Origin of the sequence: Microvirga sp. BSC39 (assembly GCF_000739015.1) — a bacterium.
GTDB lineage: Bacteria > Pseudomonadota > Alphaproteobacteria > Rhizobiales > Beijerinckiaceae > Microvirga.
Window position 1 is genome coordinate 35150 of sequence record NZ_JPUG01000044.1, and the last position, 14261, is coordinate 49410.

Annotated in this window: 16 protein-coding genes; 9 read left to right on the forward strand and 7 right to left on the reverse strand. The window is 62.9% G+C overall.

Annotated elements, in window-relative coordinates; all coding sequences use genetic code 11:
* Nucleotides 1-9 precede the first annotated feature (9 nt).
* Complete coding sequence (locus MA07_RS28675) at nucleotides 10-183, forward strand: DUF1328 domain-containing protein (protein WP_009494036.1); 174 nt, start codon at nucleotides 10-12, stop codon at nucleotides 181-183.
* A gap of 81 nt (nucleotides 184-264) precedes the next feature.
* Here the strand turns inward: MA07_RS28675 and MA07_RS05415 are convergent, their stop codons facing one another.
* Nucleotides 265-810 carry a sigma-70 family RNA polymerase sigma factor gene (locus MA07_RS05415; protein WP_036347876.1) on the reverse strand — a complete coding sequence of 182 codons (546 nt, stop codon included), beginning with the start codon at nucleotides 808-810 and terminating at the stop codon, nucleotides 265-267.
* On the reverse strand, nucleotides 807-1028 hold the full coding sequence (locus tag MA07_RS05420) for a NepR family anti-sigma factor (RefSeq protein ID WP_036347877.1): 222 nt from the start codon (nucleotides 1026-1028) through the stop codon (nucleotides 807-809). The genes MA07_RS05415 and MA07_RS05420 overlap by 4 nt, the downstream gene beginning before the upstream one ends.
* A 182-nt stretch (nucleotides 1029-1210) precedes the next feature.
* Here MA07_RS05420 and MA07_RS05425 point away from each other — a divergent pair, with 182 nt between their 5' ends.
* The 5 genes from MA07_RS05425 (at nucleotide 1211) to MA07_RS05450 (ending at nucleotide 5100) form a co-directional block, all read left to right on the forward strand.
* Nucleotides 1211-2017 carry a response regulator gene (locus MA07_RS05425; protein ID WP_036347878.1) on the forward strand — a complete coding sequence of 269 codons (807 nt, stop codon included), beginning with the start codon at nucleotides 1211-1213 and terminating at the stop codon, nucleotides 2015-2017.
* A 304-nt stretch (nucleotides 2018-2321) separates the two neighbouring features.
* A complete protein-coding gene (locus MA07_RS05430) occupies nucleotides 2322-2852 on the forward strand; it encodes a hypothetical protein (protein ID WP_036347879.1) in 531 nt (176 codons plus the stop codon).
* Nucleotides 2853-3214: 362 nt separating this feature from the next.
* The gene (locus tag MA07_RS05440) at nucleotides 3215-3973 is read left to right on the forward strand and encodes a PRC-barrel domain-containing protein (protein WP_081928802.1); all 759 of its coding nucleotides are present in this window, start codon (nucleotides 3215-3217) and stop codon (nucleotides 3971-3973) included.
* A 314-nt stretch (nucleotides 3974-4287) separates the two neighbouring features.
* On the forward strand, nucleotides 4288-4524 hold the full coding sequence (locus tag MA07_RS05445) for a hypothetical protein (protein ID WP_036347882.1): 237 nt from the start codon (nucleotides 4288-4290) through the stop codon (nucleotides 4522-4524).
* Between the two features lie 27 nt (nucleotides 4525-4551).
* Nucleotides 4552-5100, forward strand: a complete 549-nt coding sequence (locus tag MA07_RS05450) for a hypothetical protein (protein WP_152568744.1) — start codon at nucleotides 4552-4554, stop codon at nucleotides 5098-5100.
* Nucleotides 5101-5179: 79 nt separating this feature from the next.
* Here MA07_RS05450 and MA07_RS05455 read toward each other — a convergent pair whose 3' ends face one another.
* Nucleotides 5180-5371, reverse strand: a complete 192-nt coding sequence (locus tag MA07_RS05455) for a KGG domain-containing protein (protein WP_009494027.1) — start codon at nucleotides 5369-5371, stop codon at nucleotides 5180-5182.
* Between the two features lie 431 nt (nucleotides 5372-5802).
* Here MA07_RS05455 and MA07_RS05460 point away from each other — a divergent pair, with 431 nt between their 5' ends.
* A complete protein-coding gene (locus MA07_RS05460; RefSeq protein ID WP_152568745.1) occupies nucleotides 5803-6234 on the forward strand; it encodes an HIT family protein in 432 nt (143 codons plus the stop codon).
* A 137-nt stretch (nucleotides 6235-6371) separates the two neighbouring features.
* Here MA07_RS05460 and glpK read toward each other — a convergent pair whose 3' ends face one another.
* The 3 genes from glpK to MA07_RS05475 all read right to left on the reverse strand — a co-directional run bounded on the left by glpK (nucleotide 6372) and on the right by MA07_RS05475 (nucleotide 10707).
* On the reverse strand, nucleotides 6372-7868 hold the full coding sequence (gene glpK / locus MA07_RS05465) for a glycerol kinase GlpK (RefSeq protein WP_036347885.1): 1497 nt from the start codon (nucleotides 7866-7868) through the stop codon (nucleotides 6372-6374).
* Between the two features lie 26 nt (nucleotides 7869-7894).
* Nucleotides 7895-9415 carry a glycerol-3-phosphate dehydrogenase gene (gene glpD, locus MA07_RS05470; protein WP_036347886.1) on the reverse strand — a complete coding sequence of 507 codons (1521 nt, stop codon included), beginning with the start codon at nucleotides 9413-9415 and terminating at the stop codon, nucleotides 7895-7897.
* A gap of 89 nt (nucleotides 9416-9504) precedes the next feature.
* Complete coding sequence (locus tag MA07_RS05475; RefSeq protein ID WP_081928803.1) at nucleotides 9505-10707, reverse strand: MFS transporter; 1203 nt, start codon at nucleotides 10705-10707, stop codon at nucleotides 9505-9507.
* A 269-nt stretch (nucleotides 10708-10976) separates the two neighbouring features.
* On the opposite strand from MA07_RS05475, the gene MA07_RS05480 reads away from it, so the two are divergent.
* Complete coding sequence (locus MA07_RS05480) at nucleotides 10977-12491, forward strand: DEAD/DEAH box helicase (protein WP_036347887.1); 1515 nt, start codon at nucleotides 10977-10979, stop codon at nucleotides 12489-12491.
* A 108-nt stretch (nucleotides 12492-12599) separates the two neighbouring features.
* The gene (locus MA07_RS05485) at nucleotides 12600-13844 is read left to right on the forward strand and encodes a DUF763 domain-containing protein (RefSeq protein WP_036347888.1); all 1245 of its coding nucleotides are present in this window, start codon (nucleotides 12600-12602) and stop codon (nucleotides 13842-13844) included.
* Here the strand turns inward: MA07_RS05485 and MA07_RS05490 are convergent.
* Nucleotides 13841-14261 (reverse strand): acetamidase/formamidase family protein (locus tag MA07_RS05490; RefSeq protein WP_036347889.1); only part of this gene is annotated, 421 nt, incomplete at its 5' end. The two genes, MA07_RS05485 and MA07_RS05490, sit on opposite strands and share 4 nt — an antisense overlap.

Sequence of the window (14261 nt, forward strand, 5' to 3'; positions counted from 1 at the left end):
GGTAACACCATGCTCGGTTGGGCAGTCACTTTTCTCATCATCGCACTCGTCGCAGCTCTGTTCGGCTTCGGCGGCATTGCCGGCACTGCCGTTGAAATCGCCAAGCTGATTTTCTTCGTTGCGATCGTGCTGTTCGCAATCTCCGCCGTCATCGGACTGCTGCGCGGACGCAGCCCTATGTGATGCCGCTTCGGCATACCTGACGTCGAACGCCGCTCCTCAGGGGCGGCGTTTGTCGTTCCAGGGTGCTCGGCGTGCCATGCGTCAGCCCTGCAGGGCTGCTCGGGTCATGCTGTCGGGGCCCAGATCGTCGATGTCGTCGACATTCAAGAGCGAAGCGAGACGCAGGCGCGCCCGGTTCACGCGGCTCTTGATGGTGCCGACGGCACAGCCGCAGATACTCGCCGCTTCCTCATAGGAAAAGCCGGATGCTCCCACCAGAAGGAGGGCTTCACGCTGGTCGGAGGGGAGTTGGGAGAGGGCGCTGCGAAAGTCTTCGAAATCCAGGTGAGAGCCCTGCCCGGGCTGAACCTTCAACCGGCCGGCGTAGGATCCGTCGGGATCCTCGACCTCGCGGCGCCGCTTTCTGTACTCGGAGTGGAAGAGATTGCGCAGGATCGTGAAGAGCCATGCGTTCAGGTTCGTGCCGGGTTCGAACCGATGCAGATTGGAGAGGGCTCGGAGGAGGGTGTCCTGAACGAGGTCATCGGCCCTGTCGACCTGGCCCGAGAGTGAGATGGCGAAGGCGCGGAGGCTAGGGACCGCCGCGAGAAGAGCCTCCCGTAACTCGGGCTCCGGCTCTAGGGTCATTGAGACCCGCCCTTTTGCCCATTCTTGTCCAGCTGGTCGAGCAAGTCTCTGAAACGATCCGGGACGGGCTGCTGCATGAGCTCGTCGTACATGGCGCGGAGTTGGTCGCCGATCCGTTTCTGGCTGCCGCTGTCGAGTTTAGGATCGGTTGCAAGCTTTCCGCCGGAGCCATTGTCGAGACTGGCCCGGGCGAGCTTGTTCCCCTTATCAACCGTCATATTCTTCCCCTTGCCACCCCTCGTTTATCCGGGGTAGCCAACCTTGGCAGTATCCATATATTCGTTTTCGAGCAATAACGCTCATTGCTGCACCCGGTTCCATGCAGCGGAACTTTTGCAGCTTTGCCGCGTTGAACGAACCATCGGTACAACGAGTCAAAAGCACAGTTAAGGGGAAGCGAATGTCGACAGCCCAGCTTGTCGTCCAGCACTTACCATATCTTCGCCGCTACGCGCGCGCTCTTACAGGGAGCCAGATGGCCGGGGACGCCTATGTGGCGGCCACCCTCGAGACGCTTGTGAGCGAGCCTGAGACCATCGGCCCTTCCGGGAACGTGAAGGTCGAGCTTTTCCAGGTGTTCACCCGGATCTGGAACTCCCTGTCGGTGAACGGCCGGAGCGAGCAGATCCAGCGCGACCTCCCGGCTGAGGTTCGGCTCGGGCAGATCACACCTCTTCCCCGTCAGGCTTTCCTTCTCTCCTGCCTCGAAGGCTTCGGAGAAGAGGAAGTCGGCCAGATCCTCGATGTCGACACACGAACCGTGCGTGACCTCGTCGACGAAGCGGGCCGTGAACTCGCAGCCGATATGGCGACCGACATCCTCATCATCGAGGACGAGCCTCTGATCGCCATGGATCTCGAAGCTCTTGTCGAAGGCTTGGGCCACAACGTCACCGGCGTCGCCCGCACGCGGACGGAGGCCGTCAAGCTGGCCGCTGCCAAGCAGCCCGGCTTGATCCTGGCGGATATCCAGCTGGCGGACGGAAGCTCCGGCCTCGATGCGGTGAACGACCTCCTCAAGTCCTTCGAGGTTCCGGTCATCTTCATCACGGCCTATCCGGAGCGGTTCCTCACGGGTGAACGCCCTGAGCCGGCCTTCCTGATCGCCAAGCCGTTCCAGCCGGCAAACGTCTCCGCCGTCATCAGCCAGGCCCTGTTCTTCCAGCAGAGCGCGCGGCGGCGCGAGGCTCGCGCAGCGACGGCCTGAAAACAAACGGATAACAGTCTGAATAGTAATAGCCCGGCTTAAAGGCCGGGCTATTCTTTTGTGCGGATGTATTGGGCACAAAAAAAGACGGGCTCAAAAGCCCGTCTAAGGTGCCGGCCAATGCACAAGGGGAATGCGGGGAGGACCAGGAGGCCGGTACCTAAAGAACGCCCTATCGAAAACAAAGGTTCCAGGGTTTTTATCCCTCTTTTTATTCTTCTCTCCTACGTAAGGATGCAGGAACATCAAAGATATGGTCGCGTTAATTTTTTGAAACGTCGAGGTTGAAGAGCAGGAGAGAGGGATGTTCCGTATCCCCGTGGCACTTGTGGGACTAGCTGGAATTTTCTTCGTTGCAGGAAGCTTCGTTCCCGCATCCTTCAATATGTCTCACGAGGCGCAATCCGAAGTCCTGTCCGACGCTGCGCTGCCCCAGCGCATGAACGCTTCGGCCAAAGGGGATCGTATGATGGCCCCGGTCCCAAGCGCAAATCCGGCGACCGTGTCGATCGTCGAACTCGTTGGTGTGGCCCAGGCGACAGTGATCCTTCGCGACCGAGACGGGAAGGTGCTGTACAAGTCAGATCCGCAAGCGGGCAGCACCATCTACGCTCGCGATACGGATCTGCCGGTGGTCACCCTCAAGGAAGACATGCAGGCTCCTGCAGCCCAGCACCCCGCCAACCGGCGCGAAGGTAATGAGGCCCCCAGCGAGCAGAAGCAGAAAGTGCGCAAGCCGGTCGGTTGCCTCGGCGATGTCAGCCCTCTCGTCAAGGCAAGTGCCGACAGGATGCCGAGCCTCTGCCTGGCCTTCCTTCAGCAGTCGCTATCCTGACATCTGTGAGAGGTCGTGAGGCGCCCGGACCACGCAGGCGTCTCGCTCCATGAAGCAAGCATCGTGTGAGAGCGAAATGGTCCTCATGCATATCAGTGGCCAAGACTGCCCGGGAACCGGTTGCCGTCGCGAAGGTTCCCATTGTTAGACTGAGTGTTGCTGCTCGTCCGTGAGACGCGGCAGAGCAAATTCGTTGGTGTAAAAAATATTATTAAGTATTCACAGTCGGATGGAATGTTGAGCAGGCCATTCACATTGCCTTGAATAAGACAATGTTCGGAACGGTTGCTCATGCCGGGCGTTTAACCCCCGCGCACTTTGGCGCTTAACGCGATTTAATGTACCCTCAGGAGAAATAAGCAATGCTGAAGAAGCATATGGCAGCTTGCCTTGTAGTGACGGCTTTCGCGGCTGCGCCCGCCCTTGCACAGACCTCCACCACCTCGCCCTCGGCTCCGACCGATCGTCCGGCCGCGTCCGGCACCGGCACCACCTCGACCGGTTCGCCGGCCATGCAGCCCGGCGCCTCCGGGTCGTCAACGACGATGAGCCAGTCCTCGTCGACCATGAGCCAGAGCGGCGGCATGCAGGGTCAGTTCATCACCAAGATGGAATCGAACCATGTCATGGCCTCCGATCTGATCGGCACCCGGGTGGTCGGCGCCAACAACGAATCGATCGGCGACATCAATGACGTCATCATGGACCGCAACGGTCAGATCATGGCGGCTGTGGTTGGTGTCGGCGGCTTCCTTGGCATCGGTGAGAAGGATGTGGCCGTTCCGTTCAATTCTCTTGAGTTCATGAACGCCCAGCAGGCCCAGGCCATGAACAGCAACAGCGGCGGTGGCAACAACAACGTCGCGACGACGGGCTCGACCACGACCGGCGGCGCCACGATGGGCAACACCGCCACGACTGGCTCTGGCACGGCTGGCTCGGCCAATACGACGGCCAGCAATTCCTCGAGCAACCAGAACCAGCCCGAGCGCGTGGTTCTGCGCATGACCAAGGATCAACTCCAGGCTGCTCCTGCCTTCGATCAGGATGGCGGCAACGCCAACAACTCGACCACCGGTTCTGCCGGGCAGTCGGGCACCTCGACGGCTCCGAAGCAGTAATCTGCTGCCTCATTGAGGGACTCTGCGGCGCTTGGGGCAACCCAGGCGCCGTTTTCACATCCAGGCAAGTGCGGCAGGCTCTTGGGGCAAAATAAAAGGCGCAGCCATGAAGCTGCGCCTTAAAGGTGCCAGTCCAAGGGGGCATTCGGACCGGTTATCATCCTAACGGACCTCGCGCGGTCTGGTTCCAGAGAATTTTCGAAAACTTCCTCCGCTCCCATTCACCGGTACCTGCCGAACAATCCGGACTCGTTGACGCACAAGGAACCTGGGTGTGGGGCATACGTTGCCGTTAGCAAGATGCGGAGGAAGCCATGACTGCAGCGAATGAGCTGGATGCCGTTTTATGCCAGGAGGAACTGGCTGATGAGTTCTCCAGGCTGACCTCGAGTTCTCCTTCCAGGGACCAGCCTTCAGTGGCCTCCATGCTGAGCGGCATGATCCCTGTCTGCCACCAGGACGAGGTGACCTGCCCCCTGATGCTGAGGCGCCATCTCGTCGTTCCCGCGTGGCCGCATGTGGTGCCGGCCGGGGTGAGCTCCATCGTCTGAGCAGCCCATAGTTCAAGGTTTCCTTTCATGGTTGAAGCATTGCCATTTCCGTCCGCAGGCCATCCCGTGGCGGTTCTGCTCCATCCGAGCACAGTTCCGGTCATCGATGTCTTTCGCTCCCTGAACCGTCTTGAGGATCAATACGACCTTGCCATGCTCGATGGCCCCGAACAGGCGCTGGCAACCTACACTCAGCCGGAAACTGCAAAGGGGATCGTCTCGGAAGCGCTCCTTCTCGCCTTTGCTCTGACCAGGCAGCGCGGACGTCCCTTCATCCATAGGCCGGTGGGGTCCAGGCATGGAAGCCTGGATGAATATTCTCTTCTGACGCTGATCGGCGCGTCACGGGATCCCTCTTCGGCGGTGGCTCTCGAAGCGGCCCGTCATCTGGACATCGTGTCGCTCGATTTCATGTCGGCCCTGGCAGGAGATCTCGTGCGGCAGATGGATCTCGGTGCTGTGGCGTTCGACGTCCCGGACCTTCCCGAGTTCCGGGCCATCATGGGCGTTGGAGCACTCGAGGAGGTGCAAGTGGAAACCGCCCTGACGCGCGCCGAATTCAACTTCAGACACTAACAATATTGGTTTTACTGCATCGGGATAAAGTAAAGGGGCCGCTGAGCGGCCCCTTTGATGATTTCAGCTGATAAGAGCGTTATTCCTGGTTGCCGCGGGTATTGCCCGAGGCCTGACCGCCTTTGCGGCCAGCTTCCGAGGCGAGTTCACGGTCCTGAGAGAAGGACCGCTTCTCGGCGGGAACGCTCTTGCCGCCCTTGCTGGCGATTTCACGCTGCCGGTCGGAATCCATCGACGCGAAGCCACGCTTCGAGGTCGAACCACCTGCCATTTATGCCTCCTAATCGAGTGGTGTTCGTGCTTCATCAACCGCTCGCGGAATCGATGGTTCCGGTGAGAAAGGGCGAACCTTTGCAAAAAATTTTACGAAATTATTCAGGCCTCACGAATTGACGCACTTAAGGCAAACGTTTGACTTGAGGAAACAAGGCAACATCTTGTCGGTAGGAATAAGAGCCAAGAAGGTACTTACCTCGATACAGGTGAGGAATGGCGTCTATATTTGCCAATAGATGGCCTATTGAAGGTAAGTCATAGAAGATCGAATGTTCGGGCTGAAATCGGGTTCTGAATTCAGATGAGCCGGAATCACACGTTCGTTCTCTGCAAGAGGCACAGAGGCAGTGGTGCTCGGGTGGCCCACATCGGTATAAGGGAAGGCGCAGTGCTAGGGCGCTCTTGTGGAAACGGTGGAGGACAGAGATCAGGATGACCTACGACGACAACAACGTGTTCGCAAAGATCCTTCGCGGCGAGCTGCCGTGTCACAAGGTCTACGAGACGGATCGCGTCCTGGCCTTCATGGATGTCATGCCCCGCGGCGACGGGCATGTCCTGGTCATCCCCAAGGCGAAAGCGCGCAACCTCCTCGATATCGAACCGGGCGACCTCGCGGAACTCGCCAAGGCCGTGCAGGTCGTCAGCAAGGCGGCCAAGGCTGCACTGTCGGCCGATGGCCTGACGATCCAGCAGTTCAATGAGAGCGCGGGCGGGCAGGTGGTCTTCCACATCCACTTCCACGTCATTCCCCGCTTCGACGGCGTGGCGCTGAAGCCCCACACGGGCCAGATGGAGAAGCCGGACGTGCTGGCGGGTTTAGCCTCGAAGATCCAGGCTGCGCTGCCGGACGCGTGATCGGCCGGGTCCGCGCATCGCTCCCCATGTCATCACCGGCCTTGTGCCGGTGATCTCGATTTGTGAGGCGCTGCGCTTGTCTGACCGGCATGGCCGGCACAAGACCGGCCATGCCGTGGAGGATTCACGCCTCTGAATCAGTCCGCCCAGTCGAGGGAGCGGGACACGGCCTTGTCCCAAAGGGCATTCAGGTGCGTGCGGCGCGGGGCCTCCATGGCCGGCGTCCAGCGCTTGTCCACGGCCCAGTTGCGCACCAGCTCGTCGGTCCCGCTCCAGAAGCCTGTGGCCAGGCCGGCCGCATAGGCGGCACCGAGAGCCGTGGTCTCGATTACCTTCGGGCGCACCACCGGCACATCGAGGATGTCCGCCTGGAACTGCATCAGCAGCTCGTTGACCACCATGCCTCCGTCCGTGCGCAGCTCCGTGGCCGTGATGCCGGTGTCCTTGGTCATTGCGTCCAGCACTTCGCGGGTCTGGAAGGCCGTGGCCTCCAGTGCGGCACGGGCGATGTGAGCCTTGGTGGCGTAGCGCGTCAGGCCCCCGATGAGGCCGCGGGCATGGGAGTTCCAGTGCGGCGCGTAGAGGCCGGAGAAAGCCGGCACGATGGTCACGCCGCCATTGTCCTCGACGCTGCGGGCGAGGGTCTCGATATCGGGGCTCTTCTCGATCATCCCGAGATTGTCACGAAGCCACTGCACCAGGGCGCCGGCAATCGCGATGGAGCCCTCCAGGGCATAGACCGTCTTTCCCTGGCCGAAACGGTAGCCCACCGTGGTGAGGAGACCGCATTTGGACGGGTAGGGGGTCTCGCCGGTGTTCATCAGCATGAAGCAGCCGGTGCCGTAGGTGTTCTTGGCCTCGCCCTGCTGAAAGCACGCCTGCCCCACGAGCGCCGCCTGCTGGTCGCCGAGAATGCCGGCAATCGGCACGCCGGCAAGATTGTCGGTGGCCTCGCCATAGACCTCGCTCGACGAGCGGACCTGCGGCAGGCAGGCCCGCGGAATGTCGAAGAGGCGCAGGATCTTCTCGTCCCAGTCGAGGGTTCGCAGATTCATGAGCTGCGTGCGGCTGGCATTGGTCACGTCGGTGATGTGGCAGCCGCCGTTGACGCCGCCGGTCAGGTTCCAGACCAGCCAGGTATCGATATTGCCGAACAGCACGTCGCCGGCCGCGGCTTTCTGCCGGGCGCCGGGCACGTTGTCGAGGAGCCAGCGCAGCTTGAGCCCGGAGAAGTAGCTCGCCAGCGGCAGGCCCGTCTTGTCGCGCAGGCGGTCGTTGCCGCCGTCGCGGGCGAACTCCTCGACGATCGGATCGACGCGGGTGTCCTGCCAGACGAGGGCGTTGTGGAGGGGCTTGCCGGTGCGCCTGTCCCAGATCAGCGTCGTCTCGCGCTGGTTGGTGATGCCGATGGCGGCGAGATCGCGGGGCGATAACCCTTTCTTGGCCAGGGCCTCCTGGATCACCGCTTGCGTGTTGCGCCAGATCTCGAGCGGATCGTGCTCCACGTAGCCGGGCTTAGGGTAGATCTGCTCGTGCTCTTTCTGTCCGACCGAGACGATGCTCCCAGCCTTGTCGAACACGATGAAGCGCGAGCTGGTCGTGCCCTGATCGATGGCACCGACGTATTGAGCCATGACGTTCCCCGAATTTGCCCCGAAGTTTATTGAGCCGCGACGGCGGCCGCTTTGGTCCTGGCCAAGTAGGCATCGATCTTGGCCGGAGCGTCAACCGGCACATGCAGCCCGAGCTTGGAGCGGCGCCAGAGGATGTCCTCGGCGGTGCGTGCCCATTCGCGGCGAACCAGGTAGTCGACTTCCGCAGCCATCAGACCGGCGCCGAAATCCTCGCCGAGATCGGCCATGGATTTGGCGGAGCCCAGAAGCTCCTCGATCCGCGTGCCGTAGGCGCGGGCAAGGCGATGGGCGATCTGCTCGGGCAGGAAGGGCCAGCGCTGGCGCACGGTGGCGAAGAAGCGGTCGAAGTCCGCGTCCGGCATGTCGCCGCCAGGCATCTTGGCCTTCTCGGTCCAGGACGGCTTCATGTTGGAGAAGTAGGATTTCAGCTCCTCGAGAGCATGCTCGGAGAGCTTGCGGAACGTGGTGATCTTGCCGCCGAAGATCGACAGCACCGGCGCCTGCCCCTGGGGTGCGTCCATGTCGAACACGTAGTCGCGGGTCACGGCCGAGGCGTTGGTGGAGCCGTCGTCGAAGAGCGGGCGTACGCCGGAATAGGTCCACACCACTTCGGCCGGCGTGACCTCGCGCTTGAAGAAGTGGTTCACCACGTTGCAGAGATACCGGACCTCGTCCGGAGTGATCTCGACCTTCTTGTCCGGCACCGACTCCACGGGAATATCGGTGGTGCCCACGAGGGTGAACTTCTCCTGGTATGGAATGGCGAAGACGATGCGCTTGTCCGTATTCTGGAGAATGAAGGCTTCCTTGGTGTCGAAGAGCTTCGGCACCACGATGTGGCTGCCCTTCACGAGGCGCACGTTCTTGGTGGTGTTCAGCCCGAGCTTGGCGTTGAGCACATCGGCCACGAAGGGGCCGCCCGCATTGACGATCACCTTGGCGCGAACCTCTTCCGTGTCGCCGGTCTCCACGTTCTGGAGGGTGGCGACCCAGGTCTGGCCGTCGCGGCGGGCGGAGGTGAGCTTGGTGCGCACGCGGATGTCGGCGCCCTTTTCGAAGGCATCCAGCGCATTGAGCGCCACCATGCGGCTGTCCTCGACCCAGCAGTCGGAATAGACGAAGGCGGTGTCGAAGCCGGGCTTCAAGGCTTGGCCGGCAGGGTGCCGGGTGAGCTTGATGCCTTCCGTTCCCGGCAGCTTCTTGCGCGGGGCGAGATGGTCATACATGAACAGGCCCAGGCGCACGAACCAGGCCGGGCGGATGCCCTTCTCATGCGGCAGGATGAAGCGCAGGGGCCAGATGATATGCGGGGCGGATTCCAGCAGCCGCTCGCGTTCGAACAGGGCCTCCCGAACCAGCCGGAACTCGTAATACTCAAGGTAGCGCAGTCCGCCGTGGATCAGCTTCGTGGAGGCTGAGGAGGTGTAGCCGGCGAGATCGCCCTGCTCGCAGAGCACCACCGAAAGGCCCCGGCCCACGGCATCGCGCGCGATGCCGGCGCCGTTGATGCCGCCGCCTACAATCAGAAGATCGGTCACTGTCGTCACGGAATGCGTCTTTCCTTCAATCCGGGCTATCCCGGTGTCCTGCACATGGTTTCTTTAGCCGCCTTAGGCAAGACAATTCTTGAACTTGTTCAAGGCTCCTTCGCAAAGGCCAAGTTTAGCACGAAAGCCACCAGGGAACACACGGCCATGCCGAGGCAGAGAACCAACACGGCATCATAGCTGCCCCACCAGGCCCAGAGGGCACCAAAGGCAAAGGGCGCAATGGCCATGGTGACTCGGACCGGCATGGCGATCATGCCCTGGATGGCTCCGTAATCCTCACGCCCGAACAACTCGGGCGGAAGCAGGGCCCTGACGATCGTCAGCATTCCGTTGGAGGCGCCATAAAGTCCTGCGAAGACGAGGATCAGCCAGGACCCGGCCGGAATGAAGGGCAGCAGCAGGAAGCCGAGGGCGCTCAGGGCCATGGTCACCACCCCGATTCCCTTCAGGCTCATGGCCCGCTCTCCGAAGCCGGTCAGGAACCGCGCAGCCACCTGGGCCGGCCCGATCACCGTGTATGCGGCGACAGCCGCCTCGATGGAAAATCCCCGCTCGAGGAGGATCGGGATCAGGTGGACGGGAATCCCGACCGAGATGATCCCCTGGAGAACGCTGGTGATCACGAAGAGCCAGAAGGCGGGCTTGGCGAGAACCCGGCGCGGGTTCGAGGCGGGGAGAAGGCTCGTGCGGTTTTCGCCGGCGTGCCTTGGCTTGGCCGGAGCGGCAGGAATGCCGAAGGCATGCAACGCCGCGCAGATCCCGATATTCAGTGCTGCCATCACGAGGATCGTATCGCGCCAGCCATAGCGGTCGATGAGCATGTGAAGGAGCGGGATGAACACCGTGCTGGCGAAGCCGGCCACGAGGGTGATGATGGTGATGCCCCGGCGGGCCAAAAGGCCGAGGTTCAAGGCGAGGACCGCAAAGCCCGCCTCGTAGAACAGGGCGCTCGTGGCGGCGCCCAGGCCGACCCATATCAGGACGAAGACCGGGTAGCTGTCCGTATAGGCCCAGAGGACGAGGAGGAAGGCGGCCAGCACCGAGCCCCCGGTCATCACGGCCCGCCCGTAGCCCTGGTCGATCAGCCGCCCGACCGGCACGGCGAAGAACGCGGAGGATATGAGGGCGAGCGAGAAGGCGGCGGTCAGGGCCGTCTTCGACCATCCGAGATCCCGCTCCATGGGCTCGATGAGGAGCGCGAAGGCATAGAACAGCGTCCCGTAGGAGATCAGATGCGTGATCGAGAGAACCGAGACGATACGCCAGGGCATGGAGCCGGAGGGTGACATTCTTGCTTTATGTCAGGCCTTGCGGTTGACGGATAGGTTTTCAGCCCCCATATGCACAACAGGCGACGGCGACCGGCATACCGGGCCGCTTGAGCGGGACTGCGTGACGGATATTCGCATGAGCGAAGACCCCGGTTCCCTTCTTCAATCGCTCCATCATAAGACGGCCCCATCACGCGGGCTGTTTCCTAAAGAGCCCTGAAGCGCCTTTGCTTTATGAAGCCGAACCTGCTTTCCGGCTCACCGCATCCGTTCGAAAGACACCTGCTTTGACACTCTTTACCGATTTCGGATTGGCCCAGCCGATCCTGAAGGCGCTTGCGACCGAGGGCTATGAGAAGCCCACCCCGATCCAGGCCCAGACCATTCCCTATGCCATGGAAGGCCGCGACGTCTGCGGCATCGCCCAGACCGGCACCGGCAAGACGGCCGCCTTCGCGTTGCCGATCCTGCATCGCCTGTCCGAGACCCCGAAGCCGCGCCGTGCCAAGAGCCCCCGCGTGCTCGTGCTCAGCCCGACCCGTGAGCTGGCGAGCCAGATCGCCGACAGCTTCAAGGTCTATGGCCGCAACCTGCGTCTCACCACCGAGGTGGTGTTCGGCGGCGTCACCATCTCCCGCCAGGAGAAGGCGCTGGCCAATGGCGTCGACGTGCTCGTCGCCACTCCCGGCCGCCTGATCGACCTCATCGACCGCAGGGCGCTGTCCTTGCGCGAGATTGAGATCCTCGTCCTCGACGAGGCCGATCAGATGCTCGATCTCGGCTTCATTCATGCGCTCAGGCGCATCGTGACCCTGCTGCCGAAGGAGCGCCAGAGCCTGTTCTTCTCGGCCACCATGCCGAAGACGATCTCGACCCTGGCCGAGTCCTTCCTGCGCAATCCGGCTCATGTGGCCGTCACCCCGGTGGCGACCACCGCCGAGCGCGTGGAGCAGAGCGTGATCTTCGTGCAGACCGGCCGCAAGCAGGTTCTGCTCGAGACGCTCCTACGCGACCCAAGCATCGACCGCGTCCTCGTCTTCACCCGCACCAAGCACGGGGCGGACAAGGTGGTGCGCGGCCTCGACAAGGCCGGCATCGCGGGAGCCGCCATTCACGGCAACAAGTCCCAGCCGCAGCGAGAGCGTGCGCTTGCGGGCTTCCGTGACGGCTCGTGCCGCGTGCTGGTGGCCACCGACATCGCGGCCCGCGGCATCGACGTCGAGGGCGTGTCCCACGTCATCAACTACGACCTGCCGAACGTGCCGGAATCCTACGTCCACCGCATCGGCCGCACGGCCCGCGCGGGTGCTACGGGTTCCGCCATCTCGTTCTGCAACGACGAGGAAAAGGCATTCCTGAAGGACATCGAGAAGCTGACCCGCCTGAAGGTGCCGGTCATGCCGCTCCCCGAGGGTCTTCCGGCCGCTTCCGCCGTGTCGGAGTCGTCCGAGCCGCGCCGCGAGCAGTCCGGGCGCAACGGTCAGCCGCGGGGCCGCGCAGCTCCTCATGCCCGCGGGCATCAGGGCCATGGCCAGCCGCGCAGCGCCGATCCGAATGCCGACCGGGGGCCGAAGCGCCGTCGCGGTCGCGGCGGAAAGCCTGCAGGCAACGGCCAGCCGCAGGGCGGCCAGTCGACAGGGAACCAGCAGCGTCCCGCGCAGGGCCAGCGTCCGGCTCAGGGCCAACGGCCTGCGCAGGGTCAACGCCCCGCACAGGGAAAGCCTGCCGGGCAGCGTTCAGAAGGACGCCGCGGGGATGGTGCCCAGGTGGCTTGGCTCGAAAAGAGCCCCCGCCGCCGCTAAGACAGTTTAAGGCGCCTTCGGGCGCCTTTTTCTTGCGCTGTAGTTCACCGCTTTGGTTCATGGCATGAAGTCTGCAGCTCAAGACAAGCTTTGAGGAGCCCCCGCCCGATGGCCAAGCGCGCCGGAAGCGCCGATCTGCCGCTCCATTCCGGCCATGTGCCGAAATGGCTGGCGGACCGCATGACGCGTCTCGGCGGCGTGGTGTCTGAGGCCATCGTGCACCATTACGGGCGCGACGAGCTGCTGCGCCGGCTGGCGCACCCGTTCTGGTTCCAATCCTTCGGCGCCGTGATGGGCATGGACTGGCATTCCTCGGGCATCACCACCAGCGTCATCGGCGCTTTGAAGCGTGGGCTCACGCCGCTCTCGAAGGAGCTCGGCATCCATGTCTGCGGCGGGCGCGGAAAGCACTCGCGGCAGACGCCGCATGAGTTGGTCGCCATAGGCGAGCGCGTCGGCTTCGACGGCGCGACGCTTGCGAATGCCAGCCGTCTCGTGGCGAAGGTCGACAGCGCGGCGATCCAGGACGGGTTCGATCTGTATCTGCATGGCTTCATCGTCACGGACGACGGCAAATGGGCCGTGGTCCAGCAGGGGATGAACGATGCCTCCCGGCTGGCACGCCGCTATCACTGGCTGTCCGAGGATTTGAGGAGCTTCGTCGAAGAGCCGCATACGGCAATCGACGGCAAAGGGCAGGGCACCATCGTCAACCTAACGGACCGGCGGGCGGCGGCTTCGCGCAAGGCGCAGATCGATCTCTTGAGTTCGCTCGGACCTGACACCATCGCCCGCAAGTTCCTGGCGCTCGAAGAGCGTGAAACGGCGCCAGCCGCGAGCCCGCAGCCCCTGCTGCCGCATCTGGTGATGCCCGAGCATCACGATGTTCGACCAAAGGACGTGGTGCTGCGCCGGCTCCACGGAACCCTCGCGGCAGCGGCGGATCGCGGACCGACCGATTTTCCCGATTTGCTGATGACCCCGGGCGTCGGTCCGCGCACCGTCGAGGCGCTCGCCATGGTGGCGGAGGTCGTGCACGGCACGCCCTGCCGCTTCAGCGATCCGGCCCGCTTCTCCTTCGCCCATGGCGGCAAGGACCGGCACCCGTATCCCGTGCCGGTGCGGGTCTATGACGAGACCATCCGCGTGCTGAAATCAGCCGTGCAGAAGGCGAAGCTCGGTCAGCAGGAGGAGCTCTTTGCGCTCAAGCGCCTGGACGATCAGGCCCGTCAGCTCGAGCGCCGTGCCAGCGGTCCTGATGTGGAGGATCACATCAGGCAGGAACGGGCTAAATCGCATGCTTACGTCGGCCGCTCGATCTTCGGTGATGAGCCGCCGCCGGAAAAGGTTTAGCGCTGCGCCTTCTGCAGCAGGCTCTTGTCGAGCATCACGTGGACGCCCTTGTTGCCGTTGACCACCTGGGTGATGCGCAGGTCGGCCGCGAGGCTGCACAGGGCGTAAGCCTCCGCCTTGGTGATGCCGGTGCGGGCAACGATCAGGTCGATCATGCTGCGCAGAGCGATGACCACGCAATCGTCGAGATCAGGATCGAACGCCATTGTCATGACGTGCGTCGGCGTCTCGGCCATGGGCCAGGTGAGATGCATGTCCTCACGCAGATGCAGCTCAAAGGTGCCGATGAGGCCGGTCTCGATGGCCGTGACGCAGACCTCGCCGTCGCCCTGGACGCCATGGCCGTCGCCGACCGAGAACAGGGCGCCGTCCACATGAATGGGCAGATAGAGAGTCGTGCCCGCCACCAGTTCCTTG

Excerpts from the sequence above, each read along its gene's own strand:
- MA07_RS28675 (WP_009494036.1), top strand. The coding sequence starts at position 10 with ATGCTCGGTTGGGCAGTCACTTTTCTCATCATCGCACTCGTCGCAGCT.
- MA07_RS05455 (WP_009494027.1), bottom strand. The coding sequence starts at position 5,371 with ATGGCAGGTGGTTCGACCTCGAAGCGTGGCTTCGCGTCGATGGATTCC.
- MA07_RS05445 (WP_036347882.1), top strand. The coding sequence starts at position 4,288 with ATGACTGCAGCGAATGAGCTGGATGCCGTTTTATGCCAGGAGGAACTG.
- MA07_RS05415 (WP_036347876.1), bottom strand. The coding sequence starts at position 810 with ATGACCCTAGAGCCGGAGCCCGAGTTACGGGAGGCTCTTCTCGCGGCG.
- MA07_RS05440 (WP_081928802.1), top strand. The coding sequence starts at position 3,215 with ATGCTGAAGAAGCATATGGCAGCTTGCCTTGTAGTGACGGCTTTCGCG.
- MA07_RS05485 (WP_036347888.1), top strand. The coding sequence starts at position 12,600 with ATGGCCAAGCGCGCCGGAAGCGCCGATCTGCCGCTCCATTCCGGCCAT.
- MA07_RS05450 (WP_152568744.1), top strand. The coding sequence starts at position 4,552 with ATGGTTGAAGCATTGCCATTTCCGTCCGCAGGCCATCCCGTGGCGGTT.
- glpK (WP_036347885.1), bottom strand. The coding sequence starts at position 7,868 with ATGGCTCAATACGTCGGTGCCATCGATCAGGGCACGACCAGCTCGCGC.
- MA07_RS05430 (WP_036347879.1), top strand. The coding sequence starts at position 2,322 with ATGTTCCGTATCCCCGTGGCACTTGTGGGACTAGCTGGAATTTTCTTC.
- MA07_RS05425 (WP_036347878.1), top strand. The coding sequence starts at position 1,211 with ATGTCGACAGCCCAGCTTGTCGTCCAGCACTTACCATATCTTCGCCGC.
- MA07_RS05475 (WP_081928803.1), bottom strand. The coding sequence starts at position 10,707 with ATGTCACCCTCCGGCTCCATGCCCTGGCGTATCGTCTCGGTTCTCTCG.
- MA07_RS05420 (WP_036347877.1), bottom strand. The coding sequence starts at position 1,028 with ATGACGGTTGATAAGGGGAACAAGCTCGCCCGGGCCAGTCTCGACAAT.